20 protein-coding genes are annotated in these 25835 nt (G+C 35.7%); 10 read left to right on the forward strand and 10 right to left on the reverse strand.

Going from position 1 to position 25835, the window contains the following annotated elements; genetic code table 11:
- Window positions 1-4: 4 nt before the first annotated feature.
- The 4 genes from BM024_RS09745 (at window position 5) to BM024_RS09760 (ending at window position 7847) form a co-directional block, all read left to right on the forward strand.
- Window positions 5-724 (forward strand): carboxypeptidase-like regulatory domain-containing protein, encoded by a 720-nt coding sequence (locus BM024_RS09745; protein ID WP_090679704.1) that lies wholly within the window; start codon window positions 5-7, stop codon window positions 722-724.
- A gap of 155 nt (window positions 725-879) precedes the next feature.
- Entirely contained in the window at window positions 880-3915 is a 3036-nt protein-coding gene (locus tag BM024_RS09750; RefSeq protein WP_090679706.1) for a SusC/RagA family TonB-linked outer membrane protein, read from the forward strand.
- 10 nt (window positions 3916-3925) lie between these two features.
- Window positions 3926-5317, forward strand: a complete 1392-nt coding sequence (locus BM024_RS09755) for a RagB/SusD family nutrient uptake outer membrane protein (RefSeq protein ID WP_090679708.1) — start codon at window positions 3926-3928, stop codon at window positions 5315-5317.
- On the forward strand, window positions 5307-7847 hold the full coding sequence (locus BM024_RS09760; protein WP_090679709.1) for an alpha/beta hydrolase family protein: 2541 nt from the start codon (window positions 5307-5309) through the stop codon (window positions 7845-7847). Before BM024_RS09755 ends, BM024_RS09760 begins: the two co-directional genes overlap by 11 nt.
- Before the next feature lie 37 nt (window positions 7848-7884).
- Here BM024_RS09760 and BM024_RS09765 read toward each other — a convergent pair whose 3' ends face one another.
- The 6 genes from BM024_RS09765 to BM024_RS09790 form a co-directional block, all read right to left on the reverse strand.
- Entirely contained in the window at window positions 7885-8241 is a 357-nt protein-coding gene (locus BM024_RS09765) for a DUF6520 family protein (RefSeq protein ID WP_090679711.1), read from the reverse strand.
- A gap of 122 nt (window positions 8242-8363) precedes the next feature.
- Window positions 8364-8720, reverse strand: coding sequence for a DUF6520 family protein (locus BM024_RS09770; protein WP_090679713.1), 357 nt, complete (start codon window positions 8718-8720; stop codon window positions 8364-8366).
- A gap of 104 nt (window positions 8721-8824) precedes the next feature.
- Complete coding sequence (locus tag BM024_RS09775) at window positions 8825-10282, reverse strand: DoxX family protein (protein WP_090679714.1); 1458 nt, start codon at window positions 10280-10282, stop codon at window positions 8825-8827.
- Between the two features lie 349 nt (window positions 10283-10631).
- Window positions 10632-11711: a phytase gene (locus BM024_RS09780; RefSeq protein ID WP_090679716.1), complete on the reverse strand. Its 1080-nt coding sequence runs from the start codon at window positions 11709-11711 to the stop codon at window positions 10632-10634.
- A 2-nt stretch (window positions 11712-11713) separates the two neighbouring features.
- Window positions 11714-12709 (reverse strand): purple acid phosphatase family protein, encoded by a 996-nt coding sequence (locus tag BM024_RS09785; RefSeq protein WP_090679836.1) that lies wholly within the window; start codon window positions 12707-12709, stop codon window positions 11714-11716.
- A 26-nt stretch (window positions 12710-12735) separates the two neighbouring features.
- Window positions 12736-15567 carry a TonB-dependent receptor gene (locus tag BM024_RS09790; RefSeq protein ID WP_090679717.1) on the reverse strand — a complete coding sequence of 944 codons (2832 nt, stop codon included), beginning with the start codon at window positions 15565-15567 and terminating at the stop codon, window positions 12736-12738.
- Between the two features lie 367 nt (window positions 15568-15934).
- Here BM024_RS09790 and BM024_RS09795 point away from each other — a divergent pair, with 367 nt between their 5' ends.
- Window positions 15935-18046 carry a M3 family metallopeptidase gene (locus BM024_RS09795; protein ID WP_090679719.1) on the forward strand — a complete coding sequence of 704 codons (2112 nt, stop codon included), beginning with the start codon at window positions 15935-15937 and terminating at the stop codon, window positions 18044-18046.
- Between the two features lie 251 nt (window positions 18047-18297).
- Complete coding sequence (locus BM024_RS09800; RefSeq protein ID WP_090679720.1) at window positions 18298-18840, forward strand: DUF1697 domain-containing protein; 543 nt, start codon at window positions 18298-18300, stop codon at window positions 18838-18840.
- 78 nt (window positions 18841-18918) lie between these two features.
- On the opposite strand, the gene BM024_RS09805 is transcribed toward BM024_RS09800, so the two are convergent.
- Window positions 18919-19149, reverse strand: a complete 231-nt coding sequence (locus BM024_RS09805) for a hypothetical protein (RefSeq protein WP_090679722.1) — start codon at window positions 19147-19149, stop codon at window positions 18919-18921.
- Between the two features lie 284 nt (window positions 19150-19433).
- On the opposite strand from BM024_RS09805, the gene rlmH reads away from it, so the two are divergent.
- Window positions 19434-19907, forward strand: a complete 474-nt coding sequence (gene rlmH / locus BM024_RS09810; RefSeq protein ID WP_090679724.1) for a 23S rRNA (pseudouridine(1915)-N(3))-methyltransferase RlmH — start codon at window positions 19434-19436, stop codon at window positions 19905-19907.
- A 60-nt stretch (window positions 19908-19967) separates the two neighbouring features.
- Here the strand turns inward: rlmH and BM024_RS09815 are convergent, their stop codons facing one another.
- Complete coding sequence (locus BM024_RS09815; protein ID WP_090679726.1) at window positions 19968-20663, reverse strand: DsbA family oxidoreductase; 696 nt, start codon at window positions 20661-20663, stop codon at window positions 19968-19970.
- A gap of 157 nt (window positions 20664-20820) precedes the next feature.
- On the opposite strand from BM024_RS09815, the gene punC reads away from it, so the two are divergent.
- Window positions 20821-21984 carry a purine nucleoside transporter PunC gene (gene punC / locus BM024_RS09820; protein ID WP_090679728.1) on the forward strand — a complete coding sequence of 388 codons (1164 nt, stop codon included), beginning with the start codon at window positions 20821-20823 and terminating at the stop codon, window positions 21982-21984.
- A 48-nt stretch (window positions 21985-22032) separates the two neighbouring features.
- Here the strand turns inward: punC and BM024_RS09825 are convergent, their stop codons facing one another.
- Both BM024_RS09825 and BM024_RS09830 read right to left on the reverse strand, forming a co-directional pair.
- The gene (locus BM024_RS09825) at window positions 22033-22515 is read right to left on the reverse strand and encodes a hypothetical protein (RefSeq protein WP_090679730.1); all 483 of its coding nucleotides are present in this window, start codon (window positions 22513-22515) and stop codon (window positions 22033-22035) included.
- Window positions 22516-22644: 129 nt separating this feature from the next.
- Window positions 22645-23862 carry a CynX/NimT family MFS transporter gene (locus BM024_RS09830; protein WP_090679733.1) on the reverse strand — a complete coding sequence of 406 codons (1218 nt, stop codon included), beginning with the start codon at window positions 23860-23862 and terminating at the stop codon, window positions 22645-22647.
- 83 nt (window positions 23863-23945) lie between these two features.
- On the opposite strand from BM024_RS09830, the gene BM024_RS09835 reads away from it, so the two are divergent.
- Window positions 23946-24719, forward strand: a complete 774-nt coding sequence (locus tag BM024_RS09835; protein ID WP_090679734.1) for an AraC family transcriptional regulator — start codon at window positions 23946-23948, stop codon at window positions 24717-24719.
- A 118-nt stretch (window positions 24720-24837) separates the two neighbouring features.
- Entirely contained in the window at window positions 24838-25803 is a 966-nt protein-coding gene (locus BM024_RS09840) for a Na/Pi cotransporter family protein (protein WP_090679736.1), read from the forward strand.
- Window positions 25804-25835 lie beyond the last annotated feature (32 nt).

Below are 25835 nucleotides of genomic sequence, written 5' to 3' on the forward strand. Positions count from 1 at the left end.
AATCATGAAACAGTTTAAAGCGTTTTTAAAAATCGCACTTAGTTTATACATACTTCTACTGGCAGGAAGCCCCATAATTCACGCACAAGAAATTACTATCAAAGGAAAAGTAAGCGTGGAAGGAAAAAACAAACCACCCGTTGGAGTTATCACTATCTATGAAGTTGGCGAAGCTGATTATTACTTCATATTAGACGGTGAAAAAATAATAACTTCCAATCACCACACCTTTGTAGAAAAAGATGGTTCCTATGAGTTTAACATAAAAAAAGGCAGCAGTATTGCACTTAAAGGAAGTGGAGCACGATATTATCCCATAAAAAAAACAGAAAGCCTGAAAACCAGCCAAACCAAAGATTTTGTTTTAAAAGAGATATCCGATGTGGTATTAGCCAATAAAGTACTGAGAAAAAACAATCCCTTAGACCAATCCAATGCCGAGGAAAAAAAATTCGACATTCATAAAAAAGTAAAACTATCGGGAACCATAACCGACAGTAGCAATAGACCCCTTAAAGATGCTTTTGTACAACAACCGCTGGTTGCTTGTGAAGACCCATGGACTACTTCTTCTGTTGTAACCAACAACGATGGAAAGTTCAACTTCAATGTTCAAAAAGGATCTAGAATCTTATTTCTTAAGACAGGTTATCAATATCAATCCTATGAAATTTCATCAGATACTATTGTCAACATTAAATTAAAATTGGAGAATCCTTTTTGATTATACTCATAGGGCTATTCCTTATAATTTTAGGAATAGCCTAATCTTGATTTTAATACTTTTTTTACATCCCCTTCTCCTTCTTGTTACGAGTTGGAGGAAGGTTTTATTTCCCTTCTTTCAAATTCCTATTCCAATCTTAAACACTATATACTATGAAACACCTTTTACTAAAAGTTGTGTCTCCATCCCTATTGTTCTTATTATGGGGGTTATTTTTAACACTGCCCAGCCTAGCAGCTACGCACAGCTTTACCCCCATACAAAAAACTTGGAAATTGCGGGGAGTAGTCCGCGATGTGGACGGTCCTTTGCCCGGCGTAATTGTCACTTGTAGTGCTGGAGCTGTAATAACAGACACCAACGGGAACTATGTCATCGACACTCAAATTGGAGATGTGGTCTTTTTTTCCTTTGTTGGATACAGTACCCAACAAGTCTTCATAAAAAACCAAACCATCTTAGATATCATATTAAAAACAGATGTTACTCAATTAGACCAAATTACGGTTAACACGGGGTATTATACCGTTAAAGACCGAGAACGCACGGGAAACATCGCCAAAGTAACCGCTAAAGACATCGAATTTCAAGCCATCACCAACCCCTTACAAGCCCTTCAAGGACGTATGGCAGGAGTAGATATCTCTCAAAACAGCGGTTTAGCAGGTGGAGGATTTCGAGTTAAGATACGCGGTAGAAACAGTTTACAAAATCTTTCAACAACTTCTGCTAATGAACCCTTATATGTGATTGATGGAGTTCCTCTCCTTCAAACGAATGGTAAGATTTCTGGTCTATCCCTTGAGGTTTTAAGGAATTCCTTTAGTGCTCTGAGCGCCATTAACCCCAATGATATTGAGAGTATAGAGGTTTTAAAAGATGCAGATGCCACCGCTATTTACGGTTCTAGAGGAGCCAATGGAGTAGTATTGATCACTACTAAAAAAGGAAAAGAGGGTAAAACCCAATTTAGCTTAAATGCATCTACAGGATTCTCTAAAGTAGGATCGTTTATGAAGATGATGAACACCCAAGAATTCAACAAATTGCGAGACGAAGCCTTCGCCAATGATGGTATTACCACATTCCCTGCTAATGCTTATGATATGAATGGAGCTTGGGACAGAAATCGCTATACGGACTGGCAAAAAGAGTTGATAGGAAAAACCGCTATAGACAAAAACATTTCCTTTGGTATGCGAGGAGGGAATGAATACACACGCTTTAACTTCAACCTAGCCCATGGCGAAAACAGCACTGTTTTTCCGTCTAGCAAAGGTTATGCGAGAAACTCCGCCTTAATTAGTGTAGATCATCAAAGCAAAGATGCTAAATTAAAAATACAAAGCTCCACCTCCTATTCAGCTCAAAGTAATGATTTGCCTGCTGCAGACTTTACAACCCCTGCTTTAAACCTAGCACCCAATGCACCTGCCTTGCATAATCCAGATGGCAGTTTGAATTGGCAAAATGGAACCTTTAACAATCCTTTATCTCAATTAAACAAAACTTATAATAGTAATACTCGCACACTTATACTCAACACCCAGGTTTCGTATAGCTTTTTTCCAAACACCTTTTTAAAGGTGAATGCAGGTATAACCACCAATTCCATCAAGGAAATGCAATTAGCACCACATACCATTTATAATCCTGCTTATGGTTACACAAGTGCTTCTTCTCAATCGACCCTAAATGATTATAGTTCTGACTCCTATATAATAGAACCCCAATTCCATTGGAATCAAGATTGGGGACTTCATGAAGTGAATGCTTTGGTGGGAGCGAGTTATCAAGCAAGCACTACTGATAACTTCGGAGCCTTTGGATTTGGCTTTAGTTCAAACGCCTTCATTACCAATTTAGCAGCAGCAACATATCAATATATATTAAACGGAACAAATAGTGAGTACAAATACGCTTCTATATTTGCGCGTTTGAATTATGGCTATAAGGAACGTTACTTTTTAAACCTTACCGCAAGACGGGATGGATCAAGTCGTTTTGGACCTGATAAAAAATATGGAAATTTCGGAGCTGTTGGAGCAGCATGGCTTTTCTCTGAAGAACTTCTATTCAAAGACCATCGCTGGTTGAGTTTTGGAAAATTAAGGGGAAGCTATGGAACAACGGGTAGCGACAATATAGGGGACTATGCCTATTTAGACACCTATTCTTCTGGTTACCAACAAATTTATGACGGCATCAGCGGACTTGCTCCAACCAAATTGTTTAACCCAGATTACGGTTGGGAAAAAACGGACAAACTGGAAGCTGCTGTTGAATTGGGTTTTTTGAAAAATCGCATCAACACCAGCGTTTCTTGGTATCAAAACCGTTCGTCTAACCAATTGTTAGACTATTCACTGCCAAACACTACAGGTTTTTCAGGGATAAACAGTAACTTTCCTGCTACCATCCAAAACAGCGGTTGGGAGGTCACTTTCAACGTCAGTCCCATCCAATCCAAAGATTGGAATTGGAGTACAAACTTTAATATCTCTTTTCCTAAAAACGAGCTTCTGGACTTTCCCAATATAGAATCTTCTCCTTATAGAAATAGCTTGATAGTTGGAGAAAGTGTGAATATCGTTAAACTCTATCACTATGAAGGAATGGACCCAACCACTGGGCTTTATAAATTTAAAGACTATGACAACAACAACATCATCAATGCCGCTGACAAAAAAGCCTTTAAAAGCATAGAAACTAGTTTCCACGGTGGTTTTCAAAATACGATATCCTACAAAAATCTACAATTAGACTTTTTATTTCAATTTGTAAAACAAACGAATTACAATTTTTATCAATTAATATCCAATCCTCCAGGTTTCTTAAATGGAACTCCATCCATTATGACCGATCGTTGGACCCCTGAAAACACACAAGCTCTCTTTTCTAAAGCGACCACACAATATAACCAATATTCAACGCAAGTTGCAACTATGCGAGAAAGCGACCATGCTATTGGCGATGCTTCTTATATACGTTTGAAAAACATTTCTATCTCTTATAATTTTGTTATTCCAAAAATGCCGAACACCAATATTCGCGTTTATCTACAAGGACAGAACTTATGGAGTTGGACCAATGATTACTTCGGTATGGATCCGGAATTCAATTTTGATAACTCACAACAACTTCCCTCTCTTTGCAGCTATGCCTTAGGCTTGCAACTCAACTTTTAATATTATACTCATGAAAAACCATATCCGCCTACTAAAAGCAAGCTTTATAGCCTTACTGAGTCTTTTCCTTTGCAGTTCTTGTGAAGAGATACTAGAAGTGGACTTACCCAACAGCCAAGTCAATAGACCTGATGTGTTTGAAGACCCCGCCACCGCTCAAGCCGCACTCGCTCAACTCTATTACGATTTTGGAGAATCCGCTTTATTTAATGGAGGTATAGGTTCTCTCACTTACAGTATGAGTCTTTATACCGATGAGTTGACTTCTTATTTCACAGCAGGCACTTCGGATTACAACCTCACATTTCCTTTCTACAACAATGTACTCAGTGGAAATGATGCTTCACCTCAACATCCTTTTTGGAATACTAGTTTTCAATATATATACAGAATCAATGCGCTTATAGAAGGCGTTAGTAGTTCCACTAAATTAACCGACGCTATTAAAACCACCTATTTGGGAGAAGCCTATTTCTTAAGAGCGATGTATTATCAACATTTATGTCAGTTATACGGGGCTGTTCCTTATGTTACAACTACGGATTATCGCGTGAACAGTCGTATAGCTAAAATTCCTTATGAAGCCGTTTTAAATAAAGTAGAAACAGATCTATTAGCAGCTTTGGAACGCCTCGCACCCGATTACCGAAATCTATCCCGATTTTACCCCAATAAAGCGGTAGTAGAATTAGCATTGGCGAAAAACTACTTGCTTCAAAAAAACTATACCGAAGCAATAGTCTATACCCAAAAAGTGTTGGACAATCCCTTATACCAATCCATGAATGACCTAGACCTGGTATTTAAGAAAACAGCGACGAGCACCCTTTGGCAATTATATAAGTTCCCCCCAGACGGTTCGGACGAAGGAGTTGCACATATACTAACGAGTGTGCCTCCTATAACCGCAAGTTTAAGCGCAACGCTCATTCAAAACTTTGCTCCAACAGATGCACGATTGGAACATTGGACGAATCATTTGAGCGATGGAGTCAACACTTATTATTATGCTTATAAATACAAAAACCAATTTATAGGTTCTGATGAATGCACTATTGTATATAGAATAGAAGAAGCCGCTTTTATCAAAGCGGAAGCTTTAGCCTATCAAAACAAAACCGATGAAGCAGCAGAAACTTTGGACGGTATTAGATTGCGCGCCAATCTGCCCATCATAGCACGAAATTTAAGCAAGGAAGCTTTTATAGATGTATTAGTAGCAGAAAGCCAACGAGAATTTTTCACCGAGGGAGCACATCGCTTTTTTGATTTAAAACGCAACAACCGCCTTCACCTTTTAGAAGATAGCAAACCCAACTGGAAACCACAACACCGCCTTTTGCCCTATCCAGATAAACAGTTATTGTTAAACCCAAACTTAAACCCACAAAATGAATTTTAGAATTTTCATTATCCTTTTATGCTTACTGCCAAGTCTATCCTCCTATGCCTTTATAGAGCGAGACAGTCTTTCTATAGATCCACGGTGGAGCACTTGGACTCCACGTGAGATTTCAGGTGATGGTAAATGGTTATTGACAGAAAAAATATTTGGAAACCGGAAACAACCTAACGAGTCTTATGCTGTTAACACTCAAACAGGACAGCGCGTGTTGCTCGATAATAATGCTTCTCGGATTTTACTCGACCAAAATCGAGTTTTAGTAAAAAAAGCACCTAAATGGGAATGGGAATTAGTAAATCTCTTAAACCCTACAGAAAGGACCGTTTTGAAAGAGGTGAAAAGCATTGAAAATATTTTAACCTTAAAACGCTATCTGTGCTTTACAAACAATTCCGAATTGCAATTGTATGACTACACAAAAAAAGTTCCTCAATTGATTTGGAACACAACCACTGTTCAAGAATATACCTTCAACCCTTCCAAGACCACTCTAATTTACAGAAAAGGAGAGAAAACCAGTGACTTGTATGTTTTGGATTTAAAAAGCCTGAAAGAAAAAAAGTTACTCACTGAATTCGAAGGATTGACCAACTTTCTATGGACGTGGAATAGAGACGAAACAGCCCTTGCTGTAATCCTTAAAGATCAGCGCATCTTATTTTTGGATTTAAAGACTAGCAAAACCAAAGCGATAGAACTTCCCCCTTCTGAAGAAGCACGAACGAATCCAAGTTTTAAATTCTTTGACAATAATGACCTCTATATTCAATATCAAATTAGCAGTGGCATCATTGATAAAGACAAAGGATTGTTGGATGTTTGGAACGGGAATGCACGAGATTTACACTTAAAAAATTCTTGGTGGCTTTATTACGATGCTACCCGAAGTGACATTCTAAAAGCTTTTGTATATTCACAGGAGAACAATCGTTTTTTGGAATTGGAACGCAACCGAAATAAAGAATATTTACCAATAGGGGTTTCCAACTATATATTGAGTTATGATCCCTTTGAAAAAGATCCCAATATGGAAGTGCCAGGAATGGGACTAAATCTTCGTTATACCTTAGAGCAAATTGACCCCCATAAAGTGTTAGGAGAACTCACCACCGCCTTCCAAATGGATTTCTTTTTAAACCGATCTCCAAAAGGAACGGCTATTGTATATCCGAAAGGAGATTTTTGGGAGCTCTATGACTTTGAAACCCATCAAAAGACAACTATTCCTCAAAAACTCTCTAACGATCATGTGTTATGGTCGTCCGATTCTAAAAGTTTATTTTTCAACGATGGGCAAAATGCGGTGCAATACGATATAGCCTCAAAAACAACCAAAGCTTTGACAGATCTTCAGGAATCTAAAGATGGTTTAATTCGATTTAGCGGATATATTAACAAAGGACAGTCATATTATTTAGACATACAAAAACCCATTGTATTAAGCATTCGTCATCAAGATTTTGGTTATTCCCTTTACAGCTATTACAAAAACAAACTGACCAAAATTGTAGATCACAGTCCGAATAAGATTACGGTAATGAACAGCAATTTTTATACTAAAGCTACTCATTTGATATGGACAGAGCAAAATTTCAATCTACCGCACACAATTATGGCGAGACTCAATGGAAAGACAAAAACAATTTTAGCATCTGACATTCCAAAAGAGCTCTATTCATGGGAAAAACAAAAACTCATAACCTTTACCGATAAATATGGCAAAAAACTAAATGGAATACTATACTATCCCAAAGATTTTGATTCGAGTAAAAAATATCCCATGGTTGTCAATATTTATGAGTCTTTAGGTTTTATGAGAAATAACTTTGACGTGATGAGTTTGTATAATCCGTTTGGTTTTAATATTTCATTATTAAACGATCAAGGCTATTTTGTCTTTTTACCCGACACTTATGTATCGGATGAAGGACCTGGGCTTTCAGCTGTAGAATGCGTTACTAAGGGAATTGAAGCTATTACCACAGAAGAGCCCGCCATCAATTCTAAAAAAACAGGAATTATAGGGCAATCCTTTGCGGGTTATAAAACCGCCTTTATCGTCAGTCAAACCAACTTTTTTGCTGCAGCTATTAGCTGTTCAGGCCCACAAGATTTAGTCAATTTTTATTATGAATATAGTTATTCCCGTAATTCCCCAGGTTGGTATATGTTTGAGAAATCGCAATACGGTATGAAAACTTCTTTTGGAGAAAATCCAGAAAAATATTTGAGTAATTCCACTATCAATTACGCCCATCAGATAAAAACACCTTTATTGCTTTCCGCATGTTTAGATGACAAAAATGTTCCCTGGGAACACACCCGTCATTTATATATCGCACTCAAACGCTATCAGATCCCAACCATTGCGTTCTTCTATAAAAATGAAATTCATTCTTTAGATGGAATGGACGCTCAGGAACATTTTACGTATAAAACCATGGATTGGTTTGATTATTACCTTAAAGACAACAAAAACATTCCGTGGATTACGAAAGGAGTGGATTATAGTACTTATTCTTATTAAAGAGGCTATCCGAAAAAGATAGCCTCAATTTAGAAAGTTAACTAATAGTCAATAATTTTGTTCTCTTATATAAAGGAGCAACACATATCCATTGACCGGGATGTGCCAAATCTGGAGTACAAGCTCTTAAAAGCACATTTCCAACACCTTGTATATTAATAATACATGTAATTGATGTTACAACCAAAGTACAATTCACAGTTACTGGATTTAGACCTGGTACATTGGTACATGCACCTGTGGTTGGATGGATATAACAAAAAGCACCCGTATACAAAGGTTGTGTTAATTCTGGTGCTGCCGATGTTGAAGGAGTGTTCATTGCAAAGGCACTAACGACTGCCACTACAAATACCGCTAAAGGTAGTAGGGCTTTTTTTACAAATTGTTTCATGATAAAAAGTATTAAGTTTTAGTTAGAATTTATAATCATCATTGTTTCAAAAAACAACTAAAAAACATTATTCATAACACTTAAAAAAAGACGCCCTTTCAGGCGTCCATTAAAAAATTAAACTAAGAAGCTCTCAACACCGTGCGCTTATACAAAGGCGCAACACATATCCATTGACCTGGATGCGCTAAATCTGGAGTACATGTCCTTAAAAGAATATTATTTCCAACACCATCTATATTAATAGTACAGGTAGTTGGGGTTTCAACTAAAGTACAATTCATAGCAACTGGCATTATACCAGGTAGATTGGTACAAGCCCCCGTACTAGGATGTATATAACAAAACGCTCCCGTATATAAAGGTTGGAATTGTTCAGGAGCTGCCGATGTTGATGGAGTGTTCATTGCAAAGGCACTTACGACTGCCACTACGAATACCGCTAGAGGTAGTAGGGCTTTTTTTACAAATTGTTTCATGATAAAAATTATTAAATTTACTTGGAGTGCTGAGACTCGTTCTCAACGCTCCTTTTTTTTGAGCTTTTACGAAAAAGATCGAAAATTGCATTTTAATAGTTCATCTAATTAGCTTCTAGCCAGTTTGGCAATGCAAACCGAATCATTTTTTGAGCAAACAACCCATATAGGTGGGTGTCTGTGACCGCCATATCGAATAGTTTTATACCGGATTGATTGTTAACATAAAAACTTCCGATATAGCGATTGTTGTCTATTTCGTAAACATCTACGACTGTTACTTGTCTCCATTCTTTGTGGGATTCTTTTTTCCCCATCACATTTGAGATATTAAACAAGAGGTCGCGGTGTACTACGGATCGGCTATTCACCGATACATCTGGGTTGGTCATTTTAATTTCACCCTTTTCAGTTCGTTGACTGTTTATTTTGGCTACGCTGGTGGTGTCTATAGTTGTACCCGTGCGCATGAGTTTCATATTGGTGTCCATTACTAAATATTGGTTGCGATAAACGTAGGAATACACTAACTTTTTACTTTTTGGAGAAAAACTAAACATCCCATCGACATCAAAAAGTCCATCGACTTGTTTTTTTAATAATTCTGGAAATGGGGTTAATGGTTGTTCTGCGTTTATATCTAAAATTCCCAACTCGCTTTGCTCGGTTAGACCATTTACACCTCGCAAGGCAAAACGACTACTATCCATAGGCATAAAAGCGGTGAAATACGATTGATTTAAACTGATGGTTTTTGCATACCATTCACCTAATTTCCCTCTTAAAACTACTGCAGAGACACCATCTGCTAGATAAAAATAAGGTGGTAAAACTTTAGTTTTTAAAGAATAGAATTGCAAATCCTTATCGTCGATATCGACTATATGGGTGGTTTCCTTTTTGGTATTCATATCGACTTCTATTATTACAAACGGAGAGTCGTAATCACCTAAATAAATTTTATCTCCATCTACTCCTGCTATATAGAAGGAATTTTTTTGAAAAACCATTTCTGAATCTATTTCTAATGGATCTGATAAAAAGGTTCTTGTAAAGTCTTGTTGTTGGGCACTTTCGTGTTTAGAGGTAAAGAACAATAGTGCCACTAAAGCAATTCCTGCTAAAACAGTTCCTATCACCCATTTTAGAGTTGCTTTTTTGTTGGTTGTTTCTAAATAAATTCCATAAATTCCTAAGATTACAAATCCTAAGTTAAACCAGAGGTGAGTTTCAAAACTCATCTTTTCAAAAATACCCGTACAGGCACATGTGCTCATAGAAGTGTGATGCAACACCACGTATATATAAATCGTAAAGGCTGTCATGATGAAAACGCTGAGGTAAAGTGCTACCAATCTCGTTTTGGGAATACACAAGGCAACTGCCACTAAAAGCTCCACTATTAAAATGACATAGGACAAGAAACCGTCATAGCCATGCAATAAGGTAGATTGTCCTAATTGAACTTGAAATTCACTAAAAGTTAGCCACTTGTTTAATGCTGCATATGCAAACAACAAAACGAAGAGATACTGGATAATTTGAGAGATGATTTTTTTCATAATTACAGCCTTTTTATATGAAATTCGAAATTATTTCGAATCCCTTTTATCAAAGCTAAATCATTAAAAAACAAAAAAAAATACGTATAAATACGTAGTCGACCCTCTGGGAAGCCCCGAAAGTGTGTTAAAATTTAACATTTGGCAAAATGGTGTCGGCGCGCGGAGCCCTTTTTTGGAAAAGTGGACGCTTATTTTTTGCAAAAACGACATTCTAATCATCAAAAGGTCTAAATGACATCTAAAAAGGTGTCTTTTATGCTACAATATTCTATAAAAAAAGAGGTCTTGATAAAAATATTTTATCAAAACCTCTAACTACTAACCATTTATAATAAATTAAAAAAAATTAATTCTTGGGCTGCTGTATTGCTGCATCAATACGCGCTTGTATATCTTCCCATTTGTAATAGTGAAAGACATTTCCATTGCTCATCGCTACCAACATTCCCTTTTCAAATGGAGGTCCAAAATTCGCATTACTCGCGTCTGCTCCGTCACATTCAATCGTTGATACTGGTATTTTAGCTAACAACTCGTGTTGGTGGAGATTTCCATTGTTTCCTTCTCGTGCATAGACCAAAAAGTTGTTCTCTTGTTGGTCTGATACTAAGATATATCCCGTTTGAGCTCCAGTTTTATAAATAGCTATTCCTTCATGGTCGCGTTTGGCGTCTGTGGTTGCAAAGAATGCAAGCTCCTCGTTTCCTTTGAATGGGTCTGCATAATATTTTCGAACTCCTGCCATTTCATCTGAATAATAGATATATCCTAATTCGTTATCCACTGCTATGGCTTCTATTTCTTTTTTTCCGCTATAGGTTCCAAAGGCTCTTACTTTCTTTGCTTCTACCGTGCCGTCTTCTTTTCCTTTTATTTCATATTGCCATAGATAGTTTGAAGAGGGTCCTGATTTTCGTCCTACTACTGCATAGATTTTTTGTTCTTCTGTTCCTTGTTGGTGGGTGTAAAGTGCAATTCCCATCACATCTCTATAGTCTTCTTCTGTCTCTCCTTCAAACATCGCCAATCCACCGCCATCAATAGGTTTTAAATCTGGCATACTGAAAACGCGTAATTGGTTGGAATTTCTCTCGGTCACTACTGCTACGTCTATCACAGCATCTCCTACTTTTAATCCATATGCGATATCAACATTATTTGGTCGTTGCATTCCTATGAATTTATTTACGATTTTTCCGTTTAAGTCATAAACATACACTCCTCCTCCTACTTCTTTATCGGTTCCAACTATTAAACTTTTAGATGGATTGCTTGGGTGAACCCAAATAGCTGGGTCATCTGTATCATTGGGTGTTGGTTCTGTTATTACAGTTGCTTTTATTGCGTCTGCTGCAACAGGTGCTAAACTGTCTTTACAAGACAATAGCATTAAAGCAACAGTAAGGGTAATTATAATTCGTTTCATCTTTACTTTCTCTTATTAATTTTCTGCGTGTTCAACAGTTTTACATTTTTTCCATCTGCTTGCAATGTTTGTACTAATAATTCTGTATCGGTTATTGAAAAAACCATAAATCCGGGTACTGCTGCTGCAAACAATGTTCCTTCTCTGCTTCCTGAATTGCGAATCTCACTCCCCGCTCCTGTTAAAAATTGAGTTGTTTTTGCTCCTTTGGGTTGAATGATTTGCAAGTCGTGTTCGTGTCCGCAGATGTATGCATCCACTCCATTGGCATCGAAAAGCGCTCTGAATTTGTCTTCTATCAACTTGGTATTTGGATCGTTCTTTCTCTTCCCTCCGCTATACAATGGATGATGTCCTACGACTATTCTCCATTTTATTGTTGGGTCTTTTATCTCCAATTGTTCTTCTATCCAACGGTATTGCTTGTCTCTATCTTGTTGGGCTAATTCTGGATATTTTTCTGGTTCTGCTACATAATCATCTATAAAGACATTGGTATCTATAAATAAAAACTGTGCTTTCCCTCCTTCTTCCAACTCCCACACTTTGCTGTAATATGGGCTTGGCATATGCCAACGTCTGCTCTTTTTACTGTAATCTAATTGCGCTTGCACACTTCCTCTGTAGTCGTGATTTCCCAATATCACATACCAATCTTCAAATAGTGTAGGATGGGTATAGATTGATTCATAAGAGGCTTGCCAGTGATAATCTTCTGTGCTTTGAACTCCGTTTGGATAGAAGTTATCTCCTACTGAAACAATGAAATCTACTCCAAATAATTCTCCTACTTCTCCCATCGCATGGGCTACTTCTTTTTGGAAATAACCTCCTGCTCTTCCAAAATCTCCCATTGCTATAAAGGATAATGCGTCTTTTGGAATTTTTAAGTTAGCTACTTCTATAGTAGGGGTTTTGGGTGCTTTATACAGATTTTCTTGAGCTGGAGAATAGGCAAAGCACAATGCCATTCCCAACGTATATAACAGTTTTCTCATTTTTATTCTTATTGTCTTATTCATCCTTAAAAATCGAACTTCACTCCTAAATTAAAACGAGGTTGGTAATATTCCATTTGCATTGTTTGTTGCTTGACTCCTTGATAATAACGCAATGCTTGATTGGTTAGATTATTTGCTTCTGCAAAAATGCGCCATTGTGGTGTTATTTTATAGGATGCGTTTGCGTCTAAGAATAACTGTTTGTCGTAATAGCTGTCTTCAAATTCATTTCCTCCTAATACATCTACATAATCCGATGTATAGTTCAGAGATATTCTCGCTGAAAAGCGGCTATTTTCCCAAGATAATGAGCTATTAAACATATGCGGAGCTGTTCCGGGTAATTTTACATTATTTCTCATGTCTCCATCTTCATTGGCAATTCCCTTAGCTTTTGAATGGGTATATGTATAGTTCACATAAACTCCCAATCCTTTCCAAAAAGCTCCAGGTATGAAATCTAATTGTCTTTGCAATGCTACTTCAAATCCATAAAGATTCACATTATCTCCATTTCTTTGTTGTACAAAACTCCATTCTTCTCCAGCAGGAATTGGGTTTACTTGGTCTGGGAAATCGGTTGCAAACATGTCTTGGCTATACTTCTTATTGCTATACGTATAAATGAAATCCTTTAAGTTTTTGTAGAAAAATCCTCCTGACAAAATACCTACTGATTTAAAGTATTGTTCTGCCATTAAATCGAAGTTATAGGCATAGGTGGCTTTTAGGTTTGGATTACCAACTGCTATATGTGTGTCTTCTGAAAGAACACTTACATAAGGTGCTAATGCATAATAATCAGGTCTTGCTAAAGCTGTACTGAATGCCGTTCTCACTACTAAATTGGAATCATTTGCATATCGAAATGAAAGACTTGGCAATACATTCGTGTAATCATTTTTATTGTTTACCTCTCCGATTAAGTCTTCTTCATCCATTACATAATTTCCTTTGTAATCAATTTTAGTGTGCTCTACACGTGCTCCTACAATCATTGACAAACGTTCATTGAAATCTTGGTCCCAACGAATATAACCTGCATATACTTGTTCTTTTGCTTTAAAGTTCTGTGCTAAATATTCTGATGGGTCTAATTCTTCTTCGAACAATGCTCCATTCTTGAGGTCTAAGTTCCCTAAAAACTCGTTGGACACAAAGGTTCCTGGTACGTAGTTACTTCCTGCTTGGAAATTCTTTCCATCGAAATATACTGGGTTTACTTCATTTAATTTTCCAAAGTCTTCTATTGGGCTGTATTTGTAAAAAATATTGTCGCGTTGCTTATCTTTCAAACGCATTCTCAATCCGAAACGCAAACGTCCTTTTTCATCTTCTATCACCGAGAATGGAGTTCTAAAATTGATTTTCGCTCCGTATTCTGATTCATCTGTATAATTGTGATTCTCAGTAATGCTTCTCAATGAAAAATCAGAGTCTTGCGCCAACGGTGCTGTCATATATGGTTTTTCTTTGTCCGATATATTTTGAGTCATAGTGACTTTCTTTGCATTGTAATCTATATATCGTTCATTTGGTCTGTCTTCTGATGCCGTTGCATAATTAAATGACCAATCCATATCTAATGAACTTCCCAATAGGTGTTCCCCTCCAATCGCATAATTTTGAATGCGTTGATCTTCTAATCGTGCATTTTTATTTCTGCTGTTATTGATTCCTCCTTTTGTTTCTCTACGTATTTCTCCGGTATAACCAGAGATATTATTGTCTCCATCCAAAATAGGTTCTAATCCTCTATAGGTAACTCTATAACGATTTTCTCTATCGTCTCTCCAATTGTAAATCGCATTGGCATAAATACTGTGATTTTGATTGAACTTATAATCAAATGCTGCTGCAAAGCTTCTGCGTACTCGTTGCACATCATATTTTCTAACTTGATACTGACTCATATAAGCATTTCCTGCATCGTCTTTATCCCATACTGCTTCTACATTATCTGATCCAAGGTTATTATTGTTGTAAGAAGCGCTCAATACCATTCCCAATTTTGATTCGGCAAAACGGTTTCCGTAAACAAAACCTCCTGTGTAATTTCCTTTTTCTCTTATTGGATTGTAACCACCTGCAACGGTAGCCGAGATACGTTCTCCGTTTGGAGAGGCTCTTGTTATAAGGTTTACAGATCCTCCAATTGCATCTGCATCCATATCTGGTGTTAGAGTTTTATTGACTTCTATTGTTGAAATCATATCTGACGGAATTAAATCCATCTGCACATTTCTATTATCCCCTTCTGCTGAAGGAATTCTATCGCCATTTAAGGTTACAGAGTTTAAATTTGGTGCTAGGCCTCGAATGATGATATTTCTCGCTTCTCCTTGGTCATTTTGCATTGTTATTCCCGGTACTCGTTTTAAAGCATCTCCTACATTAGCATCTGGGAAACGCCCTACTTGGTCGGAAGAAATGATATTAGAGATGTTGGTTTTGTTTTTTTGTTGATTCAGTGCTTTTGCTTGCCCTTTTAGTCGCTCTCCTACTATGAGTATTGCTTCTAAGTCTTCTGAATCACTCGACAAATGGAAAGGAATTTCTAAAAATGCTCCCGAGGCTAATGTTATCTCTTTCTCTTGAGTAGCATATCCCATATAACTTACACTTATTTTGTAGGTACCTTCGGGAACATTTAGAAATTCATAATCTCCATTTTGTCCACTTATTGTGTATTTGCTTCCTCCATCCAATAGAACTGCTGCTCCTGGCAAAGAGGTGTTTTCTTCTTTATCAATGATTTTTCCTGATATGACTCCGGTTTTAGTATTGTGTTTTTGTGCTAATGCATTGGTGGAAAGAACCAACGACAACAGTATTAATAGTAAGTTTTGTTTCATAATAGTGTTTCTGATTGTTGGCACAAACTTCGGTTTTATAGGTTACCTCAACATCTTCTAAGTTTTACTATATGTTTATCATTTTTTAATTATTAAATCACAACTTTACAAATCTTAACTTTCTCATAACTTCTCTATTGAAAAAGTATAACTTGTATTTATCTCACTTACAATAATTTCTTTTATTTTTGAGTGGGTTTGCTTTGTTTTTTTGGTTAAAATATATGCTTAATAGTCTTCAAATATGCAATGATAGTTTTGCTAATCCTTAATTAAAGTATAATCGGATAGCCTAAGTCAAGAAGGCTTTTCAAACCATCTTTAAATAAATGTCTATATTTGAATTTCATTAATTAAATATTTTTCTATGTACATTAAAAAAACCTTAATGGGGGTTGTTGCAGGTGCTTCACTTTTTAGCATTTCTTGTAATGACACTTCAAAAGATTCTGGTTGGAATGAATCAAATGCTTTTTATCAAGAGAGCACATTACCTTATAAAACAGCTGACTTTTCAAAAATTCAAAATAAGGATTTCAAACCCGCATTAGAGGAAGGTATGCGTCAACAAATGGAGGCAGTGAATGCAATTGCGGCAAACACAGAAAAACCTACTTTTGAAAACACTTTGGTTGCCTTAGAAAAATCGAGTGCTCTTTTAGATCGTGCTAATCGCGCATTTAATGTTTTAACTGGTGCTCACACTAATAAAGAACTTCAAGCTATTAGCGCTGAACTTGCTCCTAAGTTTGCGGCTCACAGTGATGCTATCTATTTGAATGATGCTTTGTTTCAACGAATCAAAACCATTAATGATAATAGAGCTTCTTTAGGTTTAGATAATGAAGACAAACGACTAGTTGCTGTGTATTTTGAAAAATTCGTTGCCGCTGGTGCGAATTTAAATGAGTCTGATAAGGCTAAACTGAAAGAAATCAATCAAGAATTGGCTTCTTTAAGCAATGCTTTTGGTGAAAAGCTTTTAGCTGCTACTAAATCTGGTGGTGTTACTTTCACTGCTGAGGAATTAGACGGAGTTGGTTCTGACGAGTTAAACAGTATGAAACAGGGAGATAACCAATACTTAGTTCCTTTAAATAATACTACACAGCAACCTATTTTTCCTGAAATGAATAATAGAGATGCTAGGGCTAAACTTTACAAAGAATCTTGGATTCGCGCAGAAAAAAAAGATGATAATGATACGCGCAGTACTTTGTTAGCTCTTGCTCACAAAAGGGCTGAAAAAGCGAAACTTTTAGGTTTTGATAACTATGCTGCTTGGAATCTTCAAAGTAGTATGGCCCAAACTCCTGAAAATGCTGAAAATCTTTTGAGACAGTTGAGTGAATTTGCTGTTGCAAATGCTAAAGAAGAGGAAGCTGCTATTCAACAATTAATCGATGAAAGTGAAAATCCTTTTCAATTAAGTGCTGCTGATTGGGATTATTATGCTGAAAAAATTAGAAGTGAAAAGTATGCTTTAAATCAAAATGAGCTTAAACCTTATTTTGAAATGAACTCTGTTTTAGAAAATGGTGTTTTCTTTATGGCTACTAAAATGTATGGTATTACATTTAAAGAAAGAAAAGATATTCCTGTTTGGCATGAAGATGTAAAGGTGTATGAAATCTTTAATGAAGATGGTTCTCCTGTTGGATTGTTTTATGCTGATTTATATCAAAGAGATTCTAAACGCGGAGGTGCATGGATGAGCAATATTGTTGGACAATCTAAATTGTTAGACCAATTGCCTGTAATCTACAATGTATCTAATTTCAACAAACCAGCTGCTGGTCAACCTACTTTGTTAACTCAAGATAACGTTGTTACAATGTTTCACGAATTTGGTCATGCTATTCACGGATTCTTTGCTGAACAAAAATATCCTACTTTATCGGGTACAAATGTTTCGAGAGATTTTGTTGAATTTCCTTCACAATTCCATGAGCATTTTGCTATGATGCCAGAAGTTTTAAATAACTATGCTAAGCATTATAAAACTGGTGAGGTTATTCCTGGGGCTTTGATTGAAAAATTAAAACTTTCTCAAAACTTCAACAAAGGTTACGCTTTGACAGAATTAATGGGTGCTTCTACTATAGATATGGCATGGCATACTATTAGTGCAGAGGCTAAGATTGATGATGTAGATGCTTTTGAATTAGAGGCACTTTCAAGAAATGGATTGAACTTAGCTACGGTTCCTCCTAGATATCGTTCTTCTTATTTCAGTCACATCTTTTCTGGTGGATATGCTGCGGGCTACTACTCGTATCAATGGGCAGAAATGTTAGACTGGGATGCTTTTGCTTGGTTAGAAGAGAATGGTGGAATGAATAGAGCGAATGGTCAATTTTTAAGAGAGCGTATTCTTTCTAAAGGTAATTCTGTTCCTCTTGATGAATTGTATAGAAATTTCAGGGGTAAAAACCCTTCTATTGATGCTTTCCTTTTTTATAAAGGTTTTGCGAAATAGATTTTTAATAAAAAACAGACTCTTCGGAGTCTGTTTTTTTTTTGCCTTTTTGCTAATGTGTTAATTTGTTAATGCGTTAATTCGCCAATTTGTGGATTTGTGGGTTAGTGAATGATTATAAGAAATTAAACTTTGGGAGATTTCGTATCAAGTCCGCAATGACGAAATGGTGAGGTTTGTTGAATTGTTTTTTCAGTATTTTCGTATCCTATTCTCAAATCAATTATTTCGATTTTATTAAATACTACATTATGAAAACATATATAGCTTTATTGAAAGGAATTAATGTTGGTGGAAAAAACATCTTGAAAATGCAAAGTCTTGTAAAGAGTCTTGAGTCATTGGAGTTTCAAAATATTAGTACTTATATTCAAAGTGGTAATATTGTTTTCCAATCTGATAAAGAATCCATTGAAATAATACAGAGGCTGATTCACGATATCATTAAAACCGAATATAATTTAAATATTCCTGTATTGGTGTTTACTTTTTCTGAATGGGATTATATGGTTCATCAAGAGTTTTTTGAAGACAAGGAAGACCGCTTAAACGCTTCTTATTTGACTTTTTGGTCTACTAAATCTACTCATGTTGATTTGTCTTTGTTAGATGCTAAAAAGCAGACTGAAGAAGTTTACGTTCTTTCAGCTAATTGTTTTTATCTCTTTTCTTCTAATGGTTATAGCAAAACCAAACTGAATCAACAATTTCTCGAAAAAATCCTAGATACTCCTACTAGTACTAGGAATTTAAAGACTTGTTTAAAAATTTACGAGTTGGCAGCTAGATTGTAACTAGTAGCGGATAGGTCACAGTGATTAGGGATTTCGATTACTTATGTTTGAGCAAGATACATCTTTTATTTATTGGCTTTACATTGTTGCCACGATTTGCCATGAATTGCCATGAATTGCCATGAATTGCCATAGATTGCCGGAATATGCCGGAACTAGATATAGAAATTGGTAAAAAAAAAACATTTTGTATATCCATCCTATATCCATCCTATATCCTTTGTATATCCTTTGTATATCCTTTGTATATCCTTTGTATATCCATTCTATATCCATTCTATATCCTAGGTTCGTTCTGGGTATATCCATTGTATATCCAGCGTTCGATAAAAAAATGCTTTTTTGAGGGTAAAGTGCAATTTCTTAAGTCCTAAAAAAATCACTTTTATTTTTCATTTTCTACTCTTAATTTCATAATGTTTGTTTTCAATTGAGGAATTGATTTTTATTGTGAAGAAATGAAGATAGATTTGTGGAGCGGATCTGGTCCGTAATGAGGGAGTGTTATGTGATTCTGGGAGTTGTTTTAAAAATAGAAAAACTACTTTTTTAATTGAAATGCATTATTTTTGCGTTGTTTTAAATTTCTACAAATGAACATCAAACTAATTGCAATAGGTAAAACCGACAATAAACATCTGAATTCACTTATTGAAGAATATACCAAACGCTTGTCTTTCTATATTAAGTTTGATTTAGAAATTATTCCTGATATTAAAAATGCTAAGAATCTTTCTGAAGCTCAACAAAAAGAAAAAGAGGGGGCTTTAATTCTCTCTAAAATTGCTCCTACTGATTTACTAATCTTATTAGACGATAAAGGAAAAAGTTTTAGCAGCATGAAGTTCGCTGAGGAGCTTCAAAAAAGAATGAATGCGGGTGTGAAAACCTTAGTATATGTTATTGGAGGTCCTTATGGTTTTTCGGAGGAGGTTTATAAGGCTTCTCAGGGAAAAGTATCTTTATCTCAAATGACTTTTTCTCATCAAATGATTCGGTTGTTCTTTATCGAACAGCTTTATCGAGGGTTTACTATTTTGCGAAATGAACCTTATCATCACGAATAGTTTAGTTTTATAAACCATAAACCTACAAGGTTTTAAAAACCTTGTAGGTTTATGGTTTTATTAATTACATCCATCGATTCCACAGCTGTTTGCTGTATCGTCTGTTTTCAATTGTTCTATTTTCTCATTGTAGGCCTGAGTTAGAGCTTCAACAAATACTTCTACGGGTTGAGCTCCTGAAACTCCATATTTTTGATCTAATACAAAAAAGGGAACTCCTGATATTCCAAGGTTTTTTGCTACTTCTATATCGGCTTGTATAGCTTCTAATTCTCGGTTTGATGCTAAAAATGTTTCGACCTCTGCTTTTTCAAGTCCTATAGAAGTTGCCAAGCGTGTAAGTACTTCTTTAACTCCTACGTTTTCTGCTGCTGTAAAGTGTGCATAGAACAAGACTTCTTCCATTTCATTACCCTTTCCTCTTTCTTGTGCAAAATGTGTTAACCTGTGAGCTTGCAACGTATTCACAGGTACTAAATCATCATGATTGAAATCAATTCCTATTTCTTTTCCTGTTGCTTCTAAGTGCTTCATCATCCCTTCTACTTGTTCTAATGAATATCCTTTGTCTTCTACTAGATATGCTTTTTTTGTTTTGTTAAGTCCTTCTACTGGAAGGTTTGGATCAAGCATATAACTTCTCCAAATGACTTCTACTTCATTTTTGAAGGGCAATTGTTCTAGTGCTAATTCTAAATGTTTTTTACCTACATAGCAAAACGGACATACAATATCCGACCATATTTCTACTTTCATATTCCTATTGTTAGAGTTGTCAATTTACAAATTATTAGTTTTTATCTAAGTGTATTAAGTATATTTTAGCTTTTTGTTCTTGTTACTTCATGTGATGCTATTGGGCGTTCTAAGTTTTAACGAGTACTTTTGTGGCTTCTTTTAAATTTATTGAAGTATGCAACAAAAATCCAATTTTATCTTTATGACTTATTTAGCGGGATTGAGTATGATTGGCTTTCTGGCTACTGACATGTACCTGCCTGCTTTTGAAGCTATTCGAGTGGATTTAAATACTACTGAGAATAAAGTTAGTGCTAGTCTTAGTTTATTTCTTGGTGGGTACGCATTGGCTCAATTGATTTGGGGTCCTATTTCGGATCATTTTGGAAAACGAACGGCTATTCTTTCTGGCTTATTGCTTTTTGTTTTGTCTTCTATTGCGATTTTTGTTAGTGATTCTGTAATGTTAATCCTAGCTTTTAGACTTACTCAGGCAATGGGGGTTTGTGCAGCTGCTGTGAGTTGGCAGGCTCTTGCTATTGATTATTATCCTATTGAAAAAACTAAGCGAGTTTTTGCTACTATCATGCCATTGGTTGCCTTATCTCCTGCTTTGGCTCCGTTGCTTGGAACTGTTTTACAGGAACATTTTGGATGGAGATCTATTTTCATAGTGCTTGCTCTGATTGCCTTGCTTTTAATGGCTTATACTTTCACTCTTTCAAAAAAGACAAGGTCTAGTGACAGCGAATCTAAGATAGAGTCTAAGAGTTATTTATCATTTTTGAAGTCAAAGGTGTTTACTGGTAATGTAATTATTTATGCTTCTTGTACTGCTTCTTTCTTTGCTTGGCTTACGGGTTCTCCTTTTATTTTACACAATCTAGGTTATAGTGCTTCTGTTATTGGTTGGAGCTATGTTCCACAAACCATCGCTTTTCTAATTGGCGGTTTTGGTTACCGTTATGTTTCCACTAAAATTGAGAATGATGTTATACTTCCTAAACTCCTTATTGTTTACAGTATTTGTATGGTTGCACTTTTTCTTGAGGCTGTTTTGCTGACTCCTAATCTTACTTTGATTCTGATTCCTTTTTGTTTGATGGCTTTCGTGAATGGTGCGTGTTATCCTATTGTGGTTTCAGATGCTTTAACTCCTTTTCACAAGCATTCTGGTAAAGCTTCTGCCTTATTGAATTTCCTTCAGTTAAGTGCTTGTTTTATTAGTAGTACTTTGGTTTCCGTTTTTTCTGATAATCCACTTCTAACTACTACTATCGTTATGTTATTAACTGTGATAACCGTAGTTATTGGATATCGAATTCGAAAGAGTGCCTAAATTAAATTTAGTTAGGAATAGACACTAAATTCATCGTTTGGCTAGACTTTAAAGTTTATAAGTTATTGGGCTGCATTGTGCGAATTTTTCTTTTGCTGTAATTGGTATTTGATAATCTGCTATAAAGAGATTTAACAATCGCTGGTATTCTTTGTCTTTCTCATCTGTCGGAATGTCTTCTTCATTGCCAAGAAAATTATATACAAAGTAATCTATTGTTCCGTCTTCTTTAAAATATACTCTATTGAAACATCTTGTCGTCTTTTCCCAGTCGAAATTATTTTCTGAAAGGAATTTACTTAAGTCTTGGAAAAGCTTAGTATAAGCCTCTATCATTGCTTTTTGCTCTGTTTCTGTTTTAAAGACAGCTAAAGTTGGGTCTTGATGAATTGCTCCTGCATAACGCGTATCAATGTCTTCTTGAGAAATTCCATAACTTTCTAATTCCTCAAATTTTAACGCTTTATTTTGTCCAAAGACTGACATCGAAGTAACTGCCATAAGGAATCCTACTAGATATATTCTTACCATACCCTTTTGTTTTATTTAAATAGCTTTTTTAACTATTACACTAATGTATTTAAAATAAACAAAAAAAGCTATTACTTCTTTTTAAGATTTAAATTCCCCTCTTGAAACTATGTTTTTTACTACATGATTTTAATCGTTTACTACCCCCTCTCCTGAACGCATTCCAAAGTATAATAATGCAAATGATGCTATCATTAAAAAACCAAGTGAATAGACCCAATTTTCAGTGATGTCAAATAAAGCTCCGAAAATTGGGGGACCAGATGCTGCTAATAAATAGCCAAATGATTGTGCCATTCCCGATAGTTCTATAGCCTGTGTGTTAGTGTTTGTTCGCAATACAAATAATAGCATCGCTACACTGAATGCTAAACCACTTGCCGCACCAATACATATTGACCATATAACTATATAGTCTGTTTTAAATATCATAATTCCTCCAAAACCGATAGCGAATAACAATCCTATTCCAATTCCCAACATTTTCTGGTTTGTTAATTTCCCTGCTATTACTGCTCCTAGGAATGAGGCTGGAAGTTGTGCAAATTGGATGTAAGATAGCACCCATCCCGCTTCTTCCATCGACATTCCCCACGAATACATTACATTCGGTAACCATGCCGCTACGCTATAAAAAAGCAAAGATTGAAGCCCCATAAATAGGGTTACACTCCATGCGAGTTTTGATTTATATAAATTGACTTTGGGTTCTTTGTATTGTTCTTCTACATTGACATTTTGTGCTTTTCTTCCTTTTACTTGAGGTAACCATATGAAGAATGCGAACAGTGACAAATACATCCATATTCCTATTGAACCTTGCCATCCCATCTGAGTTACTTGTCCTAGCTTAATACTAAAACCCGCTGCTAAAGCAGCTGTTAGGTTCATACCTACTGAATAGAGTCCCGTCATGGTCCCTACATTATTGGAAAAGCTTTTCTTAATAAATGCTGGCATTAATACGTTACCTACAGTAATGGCAATTCCAACTAATGCTGCTCCTACGAACAAACTTGCAACACTACCCCACTGACGCAACCACAATCCGAAAGTTAACAACGCGAGTGACACCAATAGCAACCTTTCTAATCCTACTCGCTTGGATACTTTTGGCGCAAAACCTGATAATGTAGCAAAGGCTAAAAGCGGAATGGTTGTTAACATCCCAGCTAATACTTTGGACAGATTTAATGACTCACTGATTTCAGAAATAACTGGTCCTACCGATGTTAAGGGTGCTCTTAAATTCGCGGCTACAAATACCATTCCCAGTACCATTAATGCCATTTGTAGCTTGGTGGTTGCTTTTTTTGTTGTATTCGAATTTATTTTTTGTGATTGCATTTGAGTATTATAATTTGAAAGCACAAAGATAGTTGGTGGTTTTTAATTAATTTTGACATAGTTTATACTTAAAACGACATCCAATGGAAGATAGTCACTTATTTGTTGATCAGATTGAGAAATCCGCTTTTGTATGGCACGAGCAAGATTGGGTGCATTCTAATGAATTTCATTCGCATCAAAAGGCGCAATTGGTTTATGTTACAGAAGGTTTTCAATATTTATATACGGAGAATAGTCGGTTTCTACTTCCACAGAACCACGCGGCTTGGATTCCATCTAATGTTTCCCATAAAACTTCTTCTGATGCTTCTACTGTTTTTTTAAGGACTATTTATTACGACACCAAACACCTCCCCCCTTTTTTTGATGAGTTTAAATTGTTTACTGTTTCAGAGGTTCTTAGAGAAATGATTCTTTATACTGAAAAATGGTCAAAACTAGAGACCTATTCTGAGGCTGAATTTCATTTTTTACAAGCTATTCTTCTGGAACTTCCTTCTTTTACTAAGGAGGCTCCGCCTCTTTATATTCCTATTCCAAAAAATCCGAATCTTCTTGGTATTACTAATTATATTAATGAACGTTTTGCTGAGTCTTGGGATATCCAATCTATTGCTACAAAGTTCCACTTTAGCTCTCGTACTTTAGAGCGTTTATTTAAGGTTGAAACTGGAATTACTATTGCTAAGTACGTTCAACTTGTTAGGATGATAAAGGCAGTGGAATTACTCAACCAAAATCAATTTACTATTAGTGAAATTGCCTATAAAGTTGGTTATAAGAACATTCAGTCTTTTAGCAATAGTTTTTATCAACTATTAGGTAATCGTCCCAAAGATTTTATTAATTATTAAAGGGATGAGATCACTTTTCAACCTGTTTTATAAACTAGTTACATTGCTATTAATACTCTAGATAATAGAGTATTTTTGCTAATTAAGAAATCTACAATTTATTGTTATACTCGACAATATGGAAAACTTCAATACTATCATTCTTATTATTTCAGCAATCGCCCTCTTTATTTATGGATTGCAAAGCTTTAGTAAGGAAATAGAAAACTTTGGTACGGAAAAACTACAGAAATGGATTCAAAAAATTACTCGTATTCCTTTGGGTGGTTTTTTGTTAGGCGGTGGAATTACGGCTATCATCCAATCAAGTACTTTGGTTTCTTCTCTTACTGTTAGTTTGATTGATACGGGTATCATCAGTTTTCGAGAGAGTTTATTGATTCTTTTAGGTACCAATGTTGGAACCACCTCTACGGCGTGGATTGTGACTTTTCAATCGCAAATGCTAGGTCCTATTTTCATCGTTTTGGGTACGGTTATAAGTATGATTCCTCGAAAGATTGCTACTGCTGGTAAATCTATTTTTTATTTTGGTTTTATCTTCTTTTCACTTTCAATGATTAGCAATGTGATGGAACCGCTTAAGTCTGACCCCTTACTTATAGAAATACTTTCTAAGGCTTCTAATCCTATTCTTGGTATTTTATATGGAATTGTTATTACTATTATTATTCAATCGAGTTCTGTTGTTGTTGGTTTAGTGATCGTTTTAATTTCTCAGGGTGTTATCTCTTTGGAAGCGGCTATTCCAATAGTTGTGGGTGCTAATATTGGTACTACCTCAACGGCTTTAATAGTTAGTTTAAAGATGTCACCCTTGTCTAGATTAACGGCTTTTGCTTCTTCTAGTTTTAACGTTATAGGCGTAGTGGCTCTGTTACCTTTTTTTCCTCTTCTAGAAAAAACTGTTGAAAAAATCACAAGTACTCCTGAAATGCAGGTAGCCCTTGCTTTTACTATTGCAAATACTTTCACTTCTGTTTTCTTCTTGATATTTTTAAATCCTACTATACGATTGCTTCAAAAACATAGATGGTATAAAGAATATCTTGAAATTAAGGAACATTCAGAAGTCATATCCTAAAAACGATTAGCCTTTTGATTTTTTATACCTTT

It is taken from the genome of Myroides guanonis (assembly GCF_900114085.1).
GTDB classification, from domain to species: domain Bacteria; phylum Bacteroidota; class Bacteroidia; order Flavobacteriales; family Flavobacteriaceae; genus Flavobacterium; species Flavobacterium guanonis.